Raw genomic sequence first — 16,477 nt, 5'->3', positions numbered from 1 at the left:
GACGCTCCTTCTGGCCTTATGGGCAGGTGTTGGGGCGGGCGGCGTGGATCGCGTCGACCCGCGCCTCGATCTCGGCGCTCCACCGCCTGTCGAAGGCCGCGAGATCCTGGTCGAGCTGCTCCATCGTGGTCGCGCCGATGATCACGGAGGTCACGAAAGGACGCGTCGCGGCGAAACGCAAGGCGAGATCGCCAGGGCTCCAGCCGATCCCCAGCAAGATCGAGATAGGCCCCGATCGCCTCCTCGGCGCCCGGCCCCTCGTAGCGCTGCAGCCGGTCGAACAGCTTCTTGCGCGAGCCGTCCGGCAGCGCGCCGTTCCGATACTTGCCTGTCAGATAGCCCTGCGCGAGCGGCGAATAGGCCAGCAGACCGACGTCCTCGCGCAGCGCGACTTCGGCGAGTGCGGTCTCGAATGTGCGGTTGACGAGGTTGTAGCCGTTCTGGATCGAGGCCACGCGCGGGCCGCGGCCGGCGTCGCTCTCGGCCAGAAAGCGCATCGTCCCCCAGGCGCTCTCGTTCGAGAGGCCCACATGCCGGATCTTGCCCTCGGCGACGAACTCCTGGAGCGCCTCCAGAGTCTCGCCGATCGGTACCTCGTCGGGCGCCGGCGCGACGGTCCTGAACGTGACCGGGTTCGCGCCGAACTGGCTGACCTCCCGGTCCGGCCAGTGCAGTTGGTAGAGGTCGATATAGTCGGTCTGGAGCCTCCTCAGGCTCTTCTCGACCGCTTCTCGAAGCTGCCCGCGCGAGAGGCGCGCGCCTTTGCCGTCGTCGCGGAACTGGGGCATCGCGGTCCGGCCCACCGCCTTGGTCGCGACCACGACCTTGTCGCGCCCGCCGCGGCTCTTGAGCCATGTGCCGATGGTCTCCTCGGTGCGCCCCTGCGTCTCGGCTTCGGCGGGATCGGATAGAGCTCGGCGGCGTCGAGGAAGTTGACGCCCGCGTCCTTCGCCCGGTCCATCTGGGCGTGGCCTTCGGCTTCGGTGTTCTGCTCGCCGAACGTCATCGTGCCGAGGCAGACAAGGCTAACGTCGAGCCCCGTGCGGCCGAGCTTGCGCATTTCCATGGGTGAACGTCCTTTCGAAGTGGACGGAGAAGGCCCCGTCGTCGTCCCGGCGGGTGAGCCGGACGCGTCGCCTGCGGCGAGACCGGGCATTCTGCGTCGTCGCGTTTGTGGGTCCCGGCTCTGCGGTCGCGATGACGGTCTGAGCGTCTTCCGTGAAAGCTGCGGGCGTTCTGGATTCAGCTGCGGCCGGCCTCGATCTTGTCGAGGAACTCCTCGACCTTCGGCAGCATGCCGGCCACGATCACGTCGACGCCCTTCGGGTTGGGGTGGATGCCGTCGGTCTGGTTCAGCGAGCGGTCGCCCGCGACGCCCTCGAGGAAGAACGGGTAGAGCGTCAGCCCGCGCTCGCTTGCGAGATCCGTGTAGATCTTCTCGAACGATTTTCCGTAGTCCAGTCCGAGGTTCGGCGCGGCCCGCATGCCGGCGAGCATCACCGAAATCTTGCGCGCCTGAAGTCGGTCGAGGATGCGGGTCAGCGCGGCGCGCGTCGTCTTCGGGTCGACGCCGCGCAGCATGTCGTTGGCGCCGAGCGAAAGGATCACGCCTTGCGTGCCCTCGGGGACTGACCAGTCCACCCGGTCCGCCCCGCCGCTCGCGGTGTCGCCGGACACGCCTGCGTTCGAGATCGCGACGTCCCGTCCCTTGGCCTTGAGCGCGGCCGCGAGCTTGACCGGAAAGGCGTCCGCCGGGCCGACGCCGTAGCCCGCCGTCAGGCTGTCACCGAAGGCCACGAGCTTGATCGGCTGGGCTGCGGAGGAAGCCTCGGAGATCATCACGCCTGCGAGAGCGAACGCCATTCCTGCCGCCACCATCCGCCGCGACGGTTGGAACGCCGCAATCGCGTCGCTATCTGCGCCGATGTTGCGCCGCGATACACCGGCGTTCTTAAGGACATGGATCAACGGCTTCATGACGGCGATCGAACTCCGTGACGTCAACGTCGCGCTGGGCTCCGGCCCCGCCCGCGTCCACATCCTCAAGGGCGTGAGCCTCTCGATCGAGAAGGGCGAGGCCGTCGGCCTCGTCGGCCCCTCTGGGTCGGGAAAGTCCACGCTGTTGATGGTGCTCGCGGGGCTGGAGCGGCCGGACTCCGGCGCGGTGACGGTGCTGGGCGAGAACGTCGCCGTCCTCGGCGAAGACGCGCTGGCGCGCTTTCGCGGCCGGAACATAGGGGTCGTGTTCCAGGCCTTCCACCTCATCCCGACCATGACGGCGCTCGAGAACGTCGCGGTGCCGCTCGAGCTCGCCGGCGAGCCGGACGCGTTCGAGCGGGCGGAGGCCGAGCTGCGGGCGGTCGGCCTCGCCGAGCGGCTGCACCATCATCCGGCCCAGATGTCGGGCGGCGAGCAGCAGCGCGTGGCGCTCGCCCGCGCGCTGTCGAACCGGCCCGAAATCCTCGTGGCCGACGAGCCGACGGGCAATCTCGACGAGACGACCGGCAAGCAGATCGCCGACCTTCTCTTCGCCAAGACAGCCGAGCGCGGCGCGACGCTGGTGCTCGTCACCCATGATCCCGCGCTCGCCGCACGCTGCGGCCGCGTGGTGCGGCTGCGCTCGGGCCGGATCGAGACCGTGACGGACGCCGCCGCGTGACCAACCTCCCGCATGCCGAGGCGGCGGGTTCGGCCCGTCGCGCCGCGTCCGTCAGCAATCCCGGAAAGCTCGCCGTCATCCTGCGGCTCGCCGCGCGCGAGCTGCGCGGCGGCGCAAAGGGCTTCGTCGTCTTCCTGATGTGCCTCGCGCTCGGCGTCGCGGCGATCGCGGGCGTCGGCTCGCTCGCGCGCGGCCTCACCGAGGGGATGGCGCGCGAAGGCCGCACGATTCTCGGCGGCGACGCCTCGTTCTCTGTGCATCACCAGGAGGCGACCCCGCCACAGCGCGCGCTGCTCGAGTCCAAGGGCCGGGTTTCGGAAGTGGCGACGCTGCGCGCCATGGCGCGCGCCGCCTCGGGCGACGCGACCCTGGTCGAGCTCAAGGCCGTCGACCGCGCCTGGCCGCTGGTCGGCGCGGCGACGATCGAACCTGCGATCCCGCTCTCCGACGCGCTTTCCGAGAGGGACGGACGCTTCGGCGCGGCGGTCGATCCGGCCGTGCTCACCCGCTTCGGCCTCAAGATCGGCGACCGCCTCACCGTCGGCACGAGCGAGTTCGACATCCGCGCGACGCTGACGCGCGAACCCGACAAGCTCTCCGAGGGCATCGGCTTCGGGCCGCGCATGATCGTGTCGGACGAGGCGCTGAAGCGCTCCGGCCTCGTGCAGCCCGGGAGCCTCGTGCGCTATTCCTACCGCGTCGCGCTGCCGCCCTCCGCCGACGCCGACGCCGCGACCCGCGCGCTCGTGACGGACGTCGAAAAACAGGCGCCGGAAGCCGGCTTCTCCACCCGCAGCCGCTTCAACGCCGCCCCGCAGCTCGAGCGCAACATCGGGCGCTTCACCGAGTTCCTGACGATCGTCGGCCTTGCCGCGCTCGTGGTCGGCGGGGTCGGCGTCGCGAACGCCGTCGCGGCCTTTGTCGAGCGCAAGCGCGCCACCATCGCCATCATGAAGAGCGTCGGCGCTTCGGGCCGCACGGTCTTCCTCATCCATCTCGTCGAGGTGTCCGCGATCGCGCTCGTCGGCATCGCCATGGGCCTCGCGGTCGGCGCGGCCATACCCTTTGCGGCCGTCGCGGCGCTCGAGACCGTGCTGCCGCTGCCGATCGAGCCTCGGTCTATCCGCGCGAACTGCTGCTTGCGCTTGCTTACGGCGCCCTGACCGCGCTCGCCTTCGCGGTGTGGCCGCTCGGGCGCGCGCACGACGTGCCGGTCGCGGCGCTCTTCCGCGACGCCGTCGCGCCGGAGCGGCGCTATCCGCGGCCGATCTACGTGATCGCGACCGCGGCGCTCGCCATCGCGCTCGGCTGGCTCGCGATCGCGGCCTCCTATGACCAGCGCATCGCCCAGACCTTCGTCGTCGCGACCGCGGCGACGTTCCTGGCGCTCCGGCTCGTCGCCTCCGGCATCATGCGGCTCGCCGCCTGGGCGCCGCGGCCGAAGCGCACCGAGCTTCGCCTCGCGCTCGCCAATGTCCACCGTCCGGGCGCGCTGACGCCATCGGTCGTGCTGTCGCTTGGCCTCGGCCTCGTGCTGCTCGTGACGCTGACCCTGATCGACGCCTCGATCCGCCAGCAGCTCACGCGCGAACTGCCGCAACGCGCGCCCGCGTTCTTCTTCCTCGACATCCCCGGCTCCGAGAAGGACGCCTTCGCGAAGCTCGTCCAGCAGAAGGAGCCGGACGCCAAGCTCGACATGGTGCCGATGCTGCGCGGATCGTTCTCGACCATTCGGGGCGAGCCGCTGTCGGAACAGAAGGTCGATCCGGAATATCGCTGGGCGCTGCGCGGCGATCGCGGCGTCACCTTCGCCGAGGAGATTCCGGAGGGCTCGCGCATCGTCGAGGGCGATTGGTGGCCGAAGGACTACGCCGGCGAGCCGCTCGTCTCCTTCGACCAGCGCCTCGGCAAGGCGCTCGGGCTGAAGATCGGCGACGAGGTCGGGGTCAACATCCTCGGCCGGGTCATCACCGCCAAGGTCGCGAACTTCCGCGAGATCGACTGGGAGACGCTCGGCATCAACTTCTTCATGGTGTTCTCGCCGAACGCCTTCCGCGGCGCGCCCTACATGAACCTCGCCACGGTGACGTTCCCGGACGGCGCGTCGGACGCGCGCGAGTTCGAGTTGCTGCGCGACGCCACCAAGGCCCACGCCTCGATCACCGCGATCCGCGTGAAGGACGCGTTGACGACCGTCTCGGCAGTCGTCGAGAACCTCGCTTTCGCCATCCGGGTGGCGAGCGGCGTCACGCTGCTCGCAAGCGTCATGGTGCTCGCTGGCGCGCTGGCGGCCGGCCATCGCAGACGGGTCTATGAGGCGGTGGTGCTGAAGACGCTCGGCGCGACGCGCGGCCGGCTGATCGCGGCGTTTGCGGCCGAATATGCGATCCTGGGCGCGGTGACGGCGGTCTTCGGACTTGTGGTCGGGTCGCTCGCCGCCTGGGGCGTCACCACGCAGATCATGAAGGTGACGTTCGTGTTCGATCCCGCGGGCGCGGCGATCATCTCCGCCGGCGCGCTCGCCGCGACCATCGCGATCGGCCTGATCGGGACATGGCGCGTGCTCGGCGAAAAGCCGGCGCGGCACCTCAGGAGCCTGTGACGCAGAGGCGTCGAAGCCGTCCCGGACCAGCCTTTCGGCGGTCCGGGACGTCGCCTCATGCGGGCATCAGCTCAGGTATCCAAGCAACCACAAGATGAGGATGATCGGGAGCGGGATACCGATAAGCCATAAGAGACCGCCCTTAAGCATCGTCGCCTCCTAACGGACCCAATGGGGAGTCAACCCGGCCCGTTAGGACATAGTTCCGCTTTTCCGAATGTTTGGCGCTAAGACTTTCGTCAGATCTGGTCGCGCTGATCGGTAATAAGACGGGCGCCTCGCTGGAAGGTCATGAAGTCCCAGACCCACTTGAAGGCGACCGCGATGCGGTTGCGGGCTCCGATCAGGAAGTAGATGTGCGCCACGCACCACACGAGCCAGGCGGTGAAACCGGTTAGGTTCATGTAGGGCATCTTGATCACGGCAGATCGCCGGCCGATCGTGGCGACGTCTCCTTGGTGGCGGTAGTGGAATGCTGGCGGCGGCACCGCGCCGCGGACCCGCGAGGCGATGACGTCGGCCACGTAGGCGCCCATCTGCTTCGCGGGGGCGACGCCGGGGACGTCCTGTCCGTCGGGCCGCTTGGCCGTCGCGGTGTCGCCGACGACGAAGATGTTCTCGTGGCCCGGCACCGTCAGATTCGGTTGGACGATGACCCGGCCCGCGCGGTCGGTCTCCGCGCCGAGCCAGCGGCCGGCCGGCGAGGCGATGACGCCGGCGGCCCAGATCACGGTGGCGGCGTCGAGGCGGCCGTTGGCGAGATCGACGCCCTTGTCGTCCACATGGGTCACGCGGGTGTCGGTCATCACCTCGACGCCCATCTTCTCGAGCGAGCGGCGGGTGTAGTCGGTGAGCGCCTCGGGGAAGGCCGGCAGCACGCGGGGGCCGGCCTCGATCAGGATGACGCGGGCGGTGCGCGGGTCGATGTGGCGGAATTCGCTCGGCATCACCTGCCGCGCCACCTCGATGATCGCGCCGGCGAGCTCGACGCCGGTCGGACCTGCGCCCACGATCGCGAAGGTGAGGAGGCTCTCGCGCTCGGCGGGATTCTCCGACAGCTCGGCGCGCTCGAAAGCCATCAGCAGGCGGCGGCGGATGATCGTGGCGTCCTCGATGCGCTTGAGGCCGGGTGCCGACTTCTCCCAGTCGTCATTGCCGAAATAGGAGTGGCGCGCGCCGGTCGCGAGGATGAGCTCGTCGAATTCGAAGGTCCCGGTGTCGGCCACCACCTTGCGGCCCTCGACGTCGATCGCGGTCACGTCCCCGAGCAGCACTCGGGCGTTCTTCTGGCGGCGCAGGACGTGGCGGATCGGCCAGGCGATATCGGCGGGCGACAGCTCGGCGGTCGCCACCTGATAGAGCAGGGGCTGGAAGCAGTGGTAGTTGTGGCGGTCTAGAACCGTGACGTCGACATCCGCCTTGGCGAGCTTGGTCGCGGCCGTAAGGCCTGCGAAACCGCCGCCCACGATGACGACTTTTCGGCGGGCGGACGTGGTCGCTTCGACTGCCATGATGTTTAGTTCTCCTGAACGCGCGAGCGCTCCATATCAGATTTTGTGCAGTGCAGCGTCATGCCAATCCGTCCAATGCGTCCTGCGCGGCGCGCAGGGCGGGGCGAAAAGCGCGAGCCTCGAGGTTTGCATTCGCGCCTGGCTTCGCCCATCTGTGGCGCGGCGCTTGGAAAGCATCCGCGCGCGCGACACGACGGAGACTTTATGACGATGCTCGCCGGGGACACGCCCGCCGCCAATCCGGCCGACGGCCTGATCGTCGCCACCACCACGCAGACCTTCATGACCGACGTGGTGCAGGCCTCTGTGCAGACTCCTGTTCTCGTCGACTTCTGGGCGCCCTGGTGCGGACCGTGCCGCACCCTGACGCCTGTGCTCGAAAAGGTGGTGAAGGCGGCCGGCGGCAAGGTCAAGCTCGCCACCATGAACATCGACGAGCACCCGCAGATCGCGGGGCAGCTCGGCATCCAGTCGATCCCGGCGGTGATCTGCTTCCAGCGTGGCCAGCCGATCGACGGCTTCATGGGCGCGCTGCCGGAGGCGCAGGTCCAGGCCTTCGTCGAGCGCATGCTGGGCGAGGCGCTGCCTGACGAGGCCGGCGACGTCCGCGCCGAAGCCGAGGGCGCGCTTGAGGCCGGCGACGCCGCCGGCGCAGCCGAAATCTTCATGGCGCTGCTCGCCGAGGATCCGGAAGACGTCGGCGCGCTCGCCGGCCTCGCCCGCGCCCGCGTCGCGCTCGGCGACCTGCAGGGCGCCAAGGAGACGCTCGAATCCGCGCCTGCGGGCGATGCCGCGGTCGCGGCCGTGAAGGCCCAGATCGATCTCGCCGAGCGCGCAGCCGCCGTCGGCGACCTCGCGCCGCTCGAGGCCAAGGTCGCGGCCGACCCCGCCGACCACCAGTCCCGCTTCGACCTCGCTGTCGGGCTTGCGGCCGCGGGCCTCAAGAGGGAGGCGGTCGAGCACCTGCTCGACATCGTCAAGCGCGACCGCGCCTGGAACGACGACGGCGCCCGCAAGGAGCTCGTGAAGCTGTTCGAGGCCTGGGGCTTTAAGGACGAGAACACGGTATTTGGCCGCAAGCGGCTGTCGTCGCTGCTGTTCGCCTGATAGGCTCGTCCCGGCGATGGCTTCGAACGTCACCTATCACAAGGCCGAGGATCTGCCGGAGGTCATTCCGGTGTTCCCGCTGCGCGCCGCGCTCCTGCTGCCGCGGGGCGAGATGCCGCTCAACATCTTCGAGCCGCGCTATCTCGCGATGATCGAGGACGCCATCCGCGGCGACCGGATCATCGGCATGATCCAGCCCGATCCCGAGACCGACGACGACGATCGGCCCGACCTTGTGCGCATCGGATGCGCGGGGCGGCTCACCGCCTTTGGAGAGACCGGAGACGGCCGCTATCTCGTGACGCTGACCGGCGTCTCGCGGTTCCGCATCGTCGAGGAGCTCGGCGTCGGCACGCCCTATCGGCAGGTGAAGGCGAACTTCGCCGAGTTCGCGCTCGATCTCGCGCCCGGCGAGGGCCAGGACGAGGTCGACCGCGAGGCGCTGCTCAAGACCTTGAAGGACTATCTGACGGCCAACAGCCTTGAGGCCGACTGGGACGGCATCCGCCGCGCGCCGAACGAGGCGCTCGTCAACGCGCTCGCGATGATGAGCCCGTTTGGTCCACGCGAGAAGCAAGCCCTGCTCGAGGCCGCCGACCTGAAATCCCGCGCCGAGATCCTGGTCGCCGTGACCGAGATGGATCTCGCCCGCGCCCGTGGAGATGCGAGCTCGTCCCTGCAATGACCGACGTGACCGACCGCCGTTCCGACAGGCAGATCGACCCCAAGCTGCTCGAGATCCTGGTTTGCCCGCTGACCAAGGCGACGCTGAGCTATGACGCCGAACGGCAGGAGCTGATCTCCCGGCCCGCCAAGCTCGCTTATCCGATCCGCGACGGCATTCCGATCATGCTGCCGGACGAGGCCCGCGCGATCGAGGGCTGACGAAGCCAGAGCGCGACGTCTCGTCGCCCGGTGGCGCGATCGCCGGAACCGCCGCAGCCGTCATCCCGGGTTTGACCCGGGATCCAGAACCGACGCCCTCCGAGGGGTGGCTGGAGCCGTCCCGGATCATCCCGGCTCTTCGGTTGGGATGGCGCGCCGCTAACGTCCCGTCGCCGCCCCGACGATCCTGGCCTTGAGACCCGGCGCCCGGTCGACCAGCCCCATTCCGACGTCCCGCAGCGTGCGCGTCGCGGAGCTTGAGAACAGGCGGTAGAGTCCGTCGGTCGCCGCGCCGAGGCTCGCGGCCTCGAACCGGCGGGCGCGCTCGTAGGGCGCGAGCGAAGCATCGGAGCCGATGTCGTCGCCGCGCCGCGCGGCCTCCGCCACGACCCTCGCCAACGCCGCGACGTCGCGCAGCGCGAGATTGAAGCCTTGTCCGGCGAGCGGATGCACCACGTGCCCGGCGTCGCCCACGAGCGCGACGCGGGTTCCCACGAAGCTGCGCGCCAGCAGGAAGCGCAGCGGGAAGGCGCCGCGGGCGCCCGCAAGCCTGATCGCCCCATAGTCGGGCCCCGCGCGCCTCTCGACCTCGGCGAGGAAGGCCGCGTCGTCGGCCGCCGCCATCGTCGCGGCGGTCTCGCGGCGCTCGCTCCAGACCAGAGACGACCGGCCCTCGTCGAGCGGCAGCATGGCGAAGGGGCCGCCGGGCAGGAAGTGCTGCACGGCGACGCCGCCATGCGGGCCGTCGTGGCTCAACGTCGCGACGAGCGCGGTCTGGTCATAGGCGAAGGCGTGGGTCGCGATCCGCGCGGAGGCGCGAACGAGGGAGCGGGCGCCGTCTGCGGCGACGAGGAGCCGCGCCGAGACGTTCTCCCCCGACGACAGGACGAGCGTCAGCCGGCCCGGACCCGCATGAAAGCCGTCGATCGCTTCGGCGCGGAGCGGGATCTCGCCGTCGTCGGCCGCGGCGCGCAGGCGCGCGCGCAGTTCCGCGTCGAAGACCATATGGGCGAAGGGCTCGTCGCGTCCGGCGTCGTCGAGCTCCAGGAAGGTCGGGCGCAGCGCGTCCTCGAGCCGGCTGTCGGTGATGCGCAGGCCTGAGACCGGAAAGGCGGTCTCCGGCCAGCCGCCGATGTCCTGCAGAAGCCGTCGACCGTCCGCCGCGATCATCGAGGCGCGCGCATCGGCCGGTCCGGATCGGGCGAGGCCGGGATCGAACACGCCGATGCGCAGCGAAGGCCCGAGCGCGCGTCGCAGCGCGAGCGCCGTCACGAACCCCGTCGGTCCGGCGCCTGCGACGGCGACGTCGAGAATGGGAGAGGGGGGCGGCGCGACGCGTGTCATCGGGCGCGACCCTAGCACGGGATCAATGGTCGTCGCGGCCTCTCAGCCCTCGCGGCTGCGTCCGCATTTCCACGACTTGATCGTCCATTCGGGATGGTCGGATCCCCATTCGGCGATGATGGGCGAGCCCTGCACCAGGCACGCCGTCGCCGAGCCGTTGAAGTCGATCCGCTCGTCCTTGCAGCGGGTGGGCTCCGCCTGGAGGCAGACGGTGAGAACGAGGGTGAGCATGGGGCGGAAAACCTCGGAAAGCGCGATCTGACGTCCATAACGCCGCGCGCCGCCGCCCGGATCCATTTCGCCGCCGACCGAACGTTCGGCTTGACGGCGGCGGTCCCGCGTCGATGCTGGCCCGGCCGATCCACATCAGAAGGCGCCAACGCCCGATGTCCGCCGTCGACGACCTGCTGCGCATCCTCGATCTCGAGCCTCTCGAGGTGAATCTCTTCCGCGGACAGTCGCCCCAGACGGGCTGGCAGAGGGTTTTCGGCGGGCAGGTGGTGGGCCAGGCGCTGGTGGCGGCGACCCGCACGGTCGAGGGACGGTTTCCGCACTCGCTGCACGGCTACTTCATGCGGCCCGGCGATCCCGCGGCCCCGATCATCTATGAGGTCGACCGCATCCGCGACGGGCGCAGCTTCGTCACGCGCCGCGTCAACGGCATCCAGCACGGGCAGGCGATCTTCTCGATGGCGGCCTCGTTCCATCTCGACGAGGAGGGCTACGCCCACCAGATGGACGCGCCGGACGTGCCTCGGCCCGATCAGCTCTCCGAGCGAGAAGGTGCTCAAGGAGCAGATGATGCCGACCATGCCGCAGGCGATCCGAAGCTATTTCGAGCGCGAGCGGCCGATCGAGCTCCGGCACTGCGACCCGATGCGCTATGTCGACGGCAAGCCGCGCCCGCCCGAGCAGAGCGTCTGGATCCGCGCCACCGCGCCGCTGCCGGACGATCCGGCCATCCATCAATGCGTGCTGGCCTACGCCTCCGACATGACGCTGCTGGACGCCGCGCTCGTGGCGCACGGCTCGACGGTGTTCTCCGGCGAGATCCAGGCCGCGAGCCTCGACCACGCGCTCTGGTTCCACCGACCGTTCCGCGCCGACGAGTGGCTGCTCTACACTCAGGACAGCCCCTTTGCGGGCGGCGCCCGCGGCTTCACCCGCGGGCGGATCTACACCGAGGCGGGCGAGCTCGTGGCCTCGGTCGCGCAGGAAGGGTTGATCCGGCGGCGTCGCAAAGACTGACGCACGCCGTGGTTTTCGTGCGCCGCCGACGCTCGCCATCCGAGCGTCGAGCCGCGCCGCTCGCCCTGAACAAAACCCGTGCATGCACGTTTTCTGCGCAAGTTCCAAACGTCGCCCCACGACGTCCACATTTGATGCACGAAAATTAGCCAATAAGATCAGAAATTGATCAGCTCCCCGGCGCAGCGCCTGCCGCTGTCGGCGCCAGTTTCTTAAGCACCCCTAGAATCAAGCGCTTGTCGCCCGCGGCAGGAGTTGGCACGCGACTTGAATTCCGGGGGCCGGCGAGGCGCTCCGGACGGGTTTTGTCCGTAGGCCCCGACATCGTCACCACTCGATCGCTCCCGCGGCTTCTCGTCCGTCAGGGAAGCGGCGGTCCAACGGGAACGCGACGCATGAAATTTGTGATGGCCATCATCAAGCCGTTCAAGCTGGACGAGGTGCGCGACGCCCTCACCGGCATCGGCGTCCACGGCCTGACGGTCACCGAGGTCAAGGGCTACGGCCGCCAGAAGGGACACACCGAGATCTATCGCGGCGCCGAATACGCCGTGAGCTTCCTGCCGAAGCTCAGATCGAGGTCGCGGTCGCCGCCGGCTCCGTCGACAAGGTCGTCGAGGCGATCGCCGCGGCCGCCAAGACCGGCCAGATCGGCGACGGCAAGATCTTCGTCTACTCGATCGACCAGGCGGTGCGCATCCGCACCGGCGAGACCGACACCGACGCGCTGTAAGGCGCCGACCCCAAGCGCCTTCAACCATTTCGATCTCTTCGGGAGCACCTTGATGAAACTGAGTTCCGTACTTCGCTGGGGAGCGCCGGCGCTCGCCGTCGGCCTGATGGCCGCCGGCGCCGCCTTCGCGCAGGACGCCGCGGCGCCCGCCGCCGAAGCCGCCGCGCCGGCCGCCGCCGCGGCCACCGTCAATAAGGGCGACGTGACCTGGATGATGACCGCTGCGGTCCTCGTCTTGCTGATGACCGTCCCGGGCCTCGCGCTGTTCTACGGCGGCCTGGTGCGCGCCAAGAACATGCTGTCGATCCTGATGCAGGTGTCGACCATCGCCTGCGTGATGATGCTGGTGTGGGTCGTCTACGGCTACAGCCTCGCCTTCTCGGGCGGCAACGCCTTCATCGGCGACCTGTCCAAGATGTTCCTGATGGGCGTCACCACCGAGTCGCTGTCCGACACCTTCTCGGCCGACGTGAAGATCCCCGAATTCGCCTTCATCGCCTTCCAGATGACCTTCGCGGCCATCACCCCGGCGCTGATCATCGGCGGCTTCGCGGAGCGCATCAAGTTCTCGGCCGCCATCGTGTTCGCGGTGCTCTGGGCCACCTTCGTGTACTTCCCGATCGCCCACATGGTCTGGGCGTCCAACGGCCTGATCTTCGGCTGGGGCGCGCTCGACTTCGCCGGCGGCACGGTTGTTCACATCAACTCGGGCGTCGCGGCGCTGGTCGGCGCGCTCGTGCTCGGCAAGCGCATCGGCTACGGCAAGGACATCCTCGCCCCGCACAACCTGCCGATGACCCTCATCGGCGCCGGCCTCCTGTGGGTCGGCTGGTTCGGCTTCAACGCCGGCTCCAACCTCGAAGCCAACGCCACCACCACCCTCGCGGTCCTCAACACCTTCGTCGCGACCGCCGCGGCCGGCGTGGCGTGGATGCTCGTGGAGTGGGCTTCCAAGGGCAAGCCGAGCATGCTGGGCCTCGCCTCCGGCATGGTCGCGGGCCTCGTCGCCATCACCCCGGCGGCCGGCGTGTCCGGTCCGATGGGCGCGATCGTGCTCGGCCTCGTGGCCGGCGTCGTCTGCTACCTGTTCTGCACCAGCGTGAAGAACGCGCTCGGCTATGACGACAGCCTCGACGTGTTCGGCATCCACGGCGTCGGCGGCATCATCGGCGCGATCGGCACCGGCATCGTCGTGAGCCCGGCTCTCGGCGGCATGGGCGTCAAGGACTACGAGATGGTCGGCCAGGTCATCACCCAGATCAAGGCGATCGGCGTCACGATCGTCTGGACCGGCGTGGTGAGCTTCATCCTGTACAAGATCATCGACGTGGTCATCGGCCTGCGCGTCACCGAGGAAGCCGAGCGCGAAGGCCTCGACCTCACCTCGCACGGCGAGCGCGCCTACCACTCCTGAGCCGTCGACGCGGTCCCTCGCGGACCGCGCCGAGCTCTCCGAAAGCAAGCGAAGGCCCCGGCGACCCCGGGGCCTTTTCGCGTTCATGAGTTCGGCTCGAAAACGAGGCGACGCTGTTCGGACGATCAATTTCCGATCACGGGGCCGTGGGAGGTAAGCGCCCCTTAACCGTCTTTGGCTAACGTCTAAAGGAAGACCGGCCCGCATGACGGGCCAAAAACCTAGGACAGGTTGGCGTAACGGATGCGGCACGAAGGCGGACAGAATCGCGCGGACTTCGACGCGCGTCCTACGCCTGCAGGCCGCCCCGCATCCGGGAGATCTCGATGACCATGCGCGCGCTCCGCTCCCGTCCGCGCGGCTTCCAGACCGTGAGCCTGCTGCCCGACGGACTGCGCGCGGTTCTGATCCGCCGCGCCGTGGAGTTCGGCGGCCTCTCGCTGGTCGGAATCGCTGCGCTCGCCGGCGTCGCGCTCGCCACCTGGTCGGCGCAGGATCCGAGCTTCAGCCACGCCACCGACGGAAAGATCCACAATCTTCTCGGCGCGGCCGGCGCCGTGCTCGCCGATCTGCTCACCCAGGCCTTCGGTCTCGCCGCCGCGGCCTTCGTGCTCCCGATCGGCGTCTGGGGCTGGCGCCTCATGACGCAGCGGCCGGTCGAGCAGGAAAAGGTGAAGCTGATCTCCTGGCTGCTCGCCTGCGCTCTGTTCGCCGGCGTCGCGGGCCTCGTTCCCGCGCCCCCGAGCTGGCCGCTGCCGGCGGGCCTCGGCGGCGTGCTCGGCGACCTCTTCGCCGTGACCGCCGACGCGACCGGCGTCGAAGGCGTCCTGCGGGTCATCGCGGGAGGCGTTCTCTCCTGCGCCGGGCTCGTCGCCTTCGCGCTCGCGCTCGGCCTCGTCGCGCCGAGCGACCGCGACGCGCGCGCCCATCTCGCCGAACGCCGCGAGCCCGACCGCGCCCGCACGGCCGCCCCCCGCAAGCCCGAGGCGAAGCGCGAGCCGGAAGACGACTATTACGAAGAGGACGAGGACGACGGCCGGCTTGTCTCGCTCGGCATGGTGTCGCACTGGGCGCTGTCGGCGAAAAGCGCGGTCATCCGCATGATGGCGCGCCGCGCCGGCCGCGACGCCTATGACGAGAGCTCGCTCTCCGACATCCTCGCCCGCGCGAGCCGCGAACCCGACGACTTCTCTGACGGCCGCGGCCGCCGGGAGCCCGACTTCCGCGACGCCGACGACGTCGGCCTCGACGGCTCGCCGGTGCTGCGCGCCACGCGCTCGACCGGCGTCCTCGGCGGCGCGCCCCAGCAGCTCGCCGCCGGCGCGGCCCGGATCGCGCGCCCCGTCGGCGCGCTGCGTCCCGGCAAGCGCGCGGTGCGCGAACAGCAGCCCGACATCTTCGACCGCGACGTCTACGAACTGCCGCCGCTCGCGCTCCTCGCCGAGGCCAAGGGCGGGCAGGCCCCGGCCGTCAGCCAGGAGGCGCTCGAGCAGAACGCCCGCCTGCTCGAGAGCGTGCTCGAGGACTACGGCGTCCGAGGCAAGATCGTGAACGTGCGCCCGGGCCCGGTCGTCACGCTCTATGAGCTCGAGCCCGCGCCCGGCATCAAGTCGAGCCGCGTCATCGGTCTCGCGGACGACATCGCCCGCTCGATGAGCGCGGTCGCGGCCCGCGTCGCGGTCATCCCCGGGCGCAACGCCATCGGCATCGAGCTGCCGAACGCCAAGCGCGAGACCGTGTACCTGCGCGAGCTCTTGGCCTCGGCCGATTTCGAGAAAGCCAAGATGCGCCTGCCGCTCTGCCTCGGAAAGACCATCGGCGGCGAGCCGGTGATCGCTGAGCTCGCGCGCATGCCGCACCTGCTCATCGCCGGCACCACCGGCTCGGGCAAGTCGGTCGCGATCAACACCATGATCCTGAGCCTGCTTTATCGGCTGAAGCCCGAAGAGTGCCGCCTGATCATGATCGATCCGAAGATGCTGGAGCTCTCCGTCTATGACGGCATCCCGCATCTGCTGACCCCCGTCGTGACGGACCCCAAGAAGGCCGTGACGGCGCTGAAATGGGCGGTCCGCGAGATGGAGGACCGCTATCGCAAGATGTCGAAGCTCGGCGTGCGCAACATCGACGGCTTCAACGCCCGCGCCGAACAGGCGCTCGCCAAGGGCGAGGCCGTCACCCGCACGGTCCAGACCGGCTTCTGCAAGGAGACCGGCGAGGCGATCTACGAGCAGGAGGTGATGGAGATCGGGAAGCTGCCCTACATCGTCGTGATCGTCGACGAGATGGCGGACCTGATGCTCGTCGCCGGCAAGGAGATCGAGGGCGCGATCCAGAGGCTCGCGCAAATGGCGCGAGCGGCGGGCATCCACATCGTGATGGCGACGCAGCGCCCCTCAGTCGACGTCATCACCGGCACCATCAAGGCCAATTTCCCGACCCGCATCTCCTTCCAGGTGACGTCCAAGATCGACAGCCGAACGATCCTCGGCGAGATGGGGGCCGAGCAGCTCCTCGGCCAGGGCGACATGCTGCACATGGCCGGCGGCGGCCGCATCTCCCGCGTCCACGGCCCGTTCTGCTCGGACGGCGAGGTCGAGGCGGTGGTGGCCCATCTGAAGGCGCAAGGGCAGCCCGACTATCTCGACGCGGTCACGGCCGACGAGGACGAGGACGGCGGCGCCGACGGCGCGGTGTTCGACAAGGGCGCGTTCGGCGAAGAGGGCGGCGACGTCTACGACCAGGCGGTCGCCGTGGTTCTGCGCGACAAGAAGTGCTCGACCTCCTACATCCAGCGCCGCCTGCAGATCGGCTACAACCGCGCGGCCTCGCTGGTCGAACGGATGGAGAAGGAGGGCGTGGTGGGCCCCGCCAACCACGCCGGCAAGCGCGAGATCCTGCTCGAAACGGCCGACGCGGACGACGACGCGGCGTGAGAGCTGCGGGCGGCGGGCGGGAGAAGCCTCCGCCCGAA

10 protein-coding genes and 4 pseudogenes are annotated in these 16,477 nt (G+C 69.5%); 9 read left to right on the top strand and 5 right to left on the bottom strand.

Translation table 11 applies throughout. The features are described from left to right. Window positions 1–16: 16 nt before the first annotated feature. Window positions 17–1,066 (bottom strand): annotated as a pseudogene (locus K6K41_RS09770) (aldo/keto reductase). Window positions 1,067–1,242: 176 nt separating this feature from the next. After that, the gene (locus K6K41_RS09765; protein ID WP_261404873.1) at window positions 1,243–1,863 is read right to left on the bottom strand and encodes an arylesterase; all 621 of its coding nucleotides are present in this window, start codon (window positions 1,861–1,863) and stop codon (window positions 1,243–1,245) included. A 112-nt stretch (window positions 1,864–1,975) separates the two neighbouring features. On the opposite strand from K6K41_RS09765, the gene K6K41_RS09760 reads away from it, so the two are divergent. Together K6K41_RS09760 and K6K41_RS09755 are read left to right on the top strand one after the other, a co-directional pair. Continuing rightward, window positions 1,976–2,659: an ABC transporter ATP-binding protein gene (locus K6K41_RS09760; protein WP_261404872.1), complete on the top strand. Its 684-nt coding sequence runs from the start codon at window positions 1,976–1,978 to the stop codon at window positions 2,657–2,659. Between the two features lie 77 nt (window positions 2,660–2,736). After that, window positions 2,737–5,261 (top strand): annotated as a pseudogene (locus K6K41_RS09755) (ABC transporter permease). 239 nt (window positions 5,262–5,500) lie between these two features. Here K6K41_RS09755 and K6K41_RS09750 read toward each other — a convergent pair. Next, a complete protein-coding gene (locus tag K6K41_RS09750) occupies window positions 5,501–6,772 on the bottom strand; it encodes an NAD(P)/FAD-dependent oxidoreductase (protein ID WP_261404871.1) in 1,272 nt (423 codons plus the stop codon). Window positions 6,773–6,976: 204 nt separating this feature from the next. Between K6K41_RS09750 and trxA the strand changes: the two genes are divergently transcribed. From trxA to K6K41_RS09735, 3 genes are read left to right on the top strand one after another with little or no spacing between them, the layout of a single operon-like run. Then, on the top strand, window positions 6,977–7,879 hold the full coding sequence (gene trxA / locus K6K41_RS09745) for a thioredoxin (protein WP_261404870.1): 903 nt from the start codon (window positions 6,977–6,979) through the stop codon (window positions 7,877–7,879). A gap of 16 nt (window positions 7,880–7,895) precedes the next feature. Continuing rightward, window positions 7,896–8,564 carry an LON peptidase substrate-binding domain-containing protein gene (locus tag K6K41_RS09740; protein WP_261404869.1) on the top strand — a complete coding sequence of 223 codons (669 nt, stop codon included), beginning with the start codon at window positions 7,896–7,898 and terminating at the stop codon, window positions 8,562–8,564. Beyond that, on the top strand, window positions 8,561–8,764 hold the full coding sequence (locus K6K41_RS09735) for a Trm112 family protein (protein ID WP_261404868.1): 204 nt from the start codon (window positions 8,561–8,563) through the stop codon (window positions 8,762–8,764). The genes K6K41_RS09740 and K6K41_RS09735 overlap by 4 nt, the downstream gene beginning before the upstream one ends. Window positions 8,765–8,923: 159 nt before the next feature. Here the strand turns inward: K6K41_RS09735 and K6K41_RS09730 are convergent, their stop codons facing one another. Beyond that, the gene (locus K6K41_RS09730) at window positions 8,924–10,108 is read right to left on the bottom strand and encodes an FAD-dependent monooxygenase (RefSeq protein WP_261404867.1); all 1,185 of its coding nucleotides are present in this window, start codon (window positions 10,106–10,108) and stop codon (window positions 8,924–8,926) included. Window positions 10,109–10,150: 42 nt separating this feature from the next. Next, window positions 10,151–10,405, bottom strand: a complete 255-nt coding sequence (locus K6K41_RS09725) for a hypothetical protein (protein ID WP_261404866.1) — start codon at window positions 10,403–10,405, stop codon at window positions 10,151–10,153. Between the two features lie 89 nt (window positions 10,406–10,494). Here K6K41_RS09725 and tesB point away from each other — a divergent pair. The 4 genes and pseudogenes from tesB (at window position 10,495) to K6K41_RS09700 (ending at window position 16,439) form a co-directional block, all read left to right on the top strand. Next, window positions 10,495–11,356 (top strand): annotated as a pseudogene (tesB, locus tag K6K41_RS29955) (acyl-CoA thioesterase II). Window positions 11,357–11,751: 395 nt separating this feature from the next. Continuing rightward, window positions 11,752–12,089 (top strand): annotated as a pseudogene (locus tag K6K41_RS09710) (P-II family nitrogen regulator). A gap of 52 nt (window positions 12,090–12,141) precedes the next feature. Further along, the gene (locus K6K41_RS09705) at window positions 12,142–13,503 is read left to right on the top strand and encodes an ammonium transporter (protein ID WP_378147306.1); all 1,362 of its coding nucleotides are present in this window, start codon (window positions 12,142–12,144) and stop codon (window positions 13,501–13,503) included. Between the two features lie 332 nt (window positions 13,504–13,835). Next, window positions 13,836–16,439: a DNA translocase FtsK gene (locus tag K6K41_RS09700; RefSeq protein ID WP_261405690.1), complete on the top strand. Its 2,604-nt coding sequence runs from the start codon at window positions 13,836–13,838 to the stop codon at window positions 16,437–16,439. The last annotated feature ends 38 nt before the right edge of the window (window positions 16,440–16,477 follow it).

This window comes from Chenggangzhangella methanolivorans, assembly GCF_019797865.1.
GTDB classification, from domain to species: domain Bacteria; phylum Pseudomonadota; class Alphaproteobacteria; order Rhizobiales; family Methylopilaceae; genus Methylopila; species Methylopila methanolivorans.
This window is presented reverse-complemented; position numbering and strand designations above follow the sequence as displayed.